This window comes from Streptomyces sp. SID3343 (assembly GCF_009865215.1).
Classification (GTDB): Bacteria; Actinomycetota; Actinomycetes; order Streptomycetales; family Streptomycetaceae; genus Embleya.
In genome coordinates, this window is sequence record NZ_WWJX01000437.1 from 1 (window position 1) to 1,508 (window position 1,508).

The 1,508-nt window shown below is 70.6% G+C and carries 1 protein-coding gene and 1 pseudogene; one reads left to right on the forward strand and one right to left on the reverse strand.

Going from position 1 to position 1,508, the window contains the following annotated elements:
* Positions 1-198: pseudogene (locus tag GT354_RS14190) on the reverse strand (hypothetical protein); the annotation flags it as partial.
* Between the two features lie 362 nt (positions 199-560).
* On the opposite strand from GT354_RS14190, the gene GT354_RS14195 reads away from it, so the two are divergent.
* Positions 561-1,508: LodA/GoxA family CTQ-dependent oxidase (locus GT354_RS14195; RefSeq protein WP_346012027.1), on the forward strand; the 948-nt coding region annotated here is incomplete at its 3' end.

A 1,508-nucleotide genomic window follows, 5' to 3' on the forward strand; every position in this document is an offset into this window, starting at 1 on the left:
CGCCAGATGCGCGAGCAGGGGCGGCACCGCGAGAGCGGCCGACCGGAGCGCGAATCCTTCGGGTAGTCGGCCGCCGAGCGCGAGTTCGGTCTCCACGGCGGCGTAGGCCGTGACCACCATCGCGAAGACGACCATGAGCAGTTCGACGTCGCGCAGCCGGCGTGCCCGGGCCGCCTGCCACTGATCCTCCATCGTCATCGCGTGAGTTCTCGTTTCGTTCGTCGGGCATGCGGTGGGTCACCGCGTCGTTCGTCGGGCATGCGGTGGTTCGCCGCGCGGTTCCGGCCCGGTTTGTCGGCTCGTGTTCCCATGGACGTCCGGACCCGCTGCCATGGTTGCAGGATTGCGCAAGTTTGCAAGCTCGATGGGTCGGATCTGTCACCCGCCTGGTCCTTGTGTGGCCCCCTCGCCGTTGACGAGCGTGGGGGTGCACGCGTGCGCCCTCCGGTTTCCCGGTCGGGACCGGTCGGGACCGGCGGGGACCCGCGAGGACCGGCGAGCCTCGGAGGAGCAGACGGGTGGACATGCGGACGAACCGGCGACGAGAGCACGGGAGTGCTGTGAGCGACCCGAACGGCGAGAGCGGCAAAGGCAATCGGCACGACCCGAGCGGCCACGCCGACCCGAGCAACCCGAACGACCGCAACGACCGCAACGACCGCAACGGCAGACCCGCCGACGACGCGCGGATCGCGAGGATCAAGATCCATCCGGCCATCGGCATCGCCCGGGTGGGCAACAGCACCCGCCCGGACGGCTGGTACTACGCACCCGAGACCCCGAACCCGAAGGTCGCCCCGCCCGGCGCCTACAAGGACCGCGACGGCGCGATCAAGCGCCAGGCGGCCCGATTTCGGCTCTTCGGCTACGACGCCGCCGGGCGGGTCGTGCGCGAAGTGACCGTCGGCGACGCCGCCACCTCGGTGCGGTGGGGCGTACACGTGGCCAACCGCAAGGCCGGGTGGTACGAGTTCCACCTGCCGCTGGACATCCCCGATTCGCGGGATCCCAGGATCAAGCCGTCGGTGCGGCGCAACCCGCAGGTCGCCGATCGCGGGTCGCTCGTGATCGACCCGGGTCGCAAGACCATCGACGCATCGGCGCACGGCACCACCGTGCCGTTCGACGGCGGTCGTTTCCTGGGCCGGGTCGACGTGCCGTTGGGCGAGATGCACACCGACGCGCTCGGCCGCCTGGTGGTGCTCGGCGGGCACGGCACCTCGGGCTCCCCCGACCGACTGCCGCTCGCCTCGGTCACCAACAACACCGGGTGGTACGACGACGTTTCGGATGGCCCGGTCACCGCCGAGGTCACCATCGACGGAGTCCGGGTACCCGTCGACCCGGCGTGGGTCGTGGTCGGGCCGCCCAACTTCGCGCCCGACGTGCGGACCCTGCGCACGCTCTACGACCTGCTCTTCGACGTCTTCGTCACCGAGAAGCAACTGCCGTTCCCGGCCAGGGTGTCCTTCGGCGAGCACATCGAGCCCATCCTGCGGCGCTTCTGC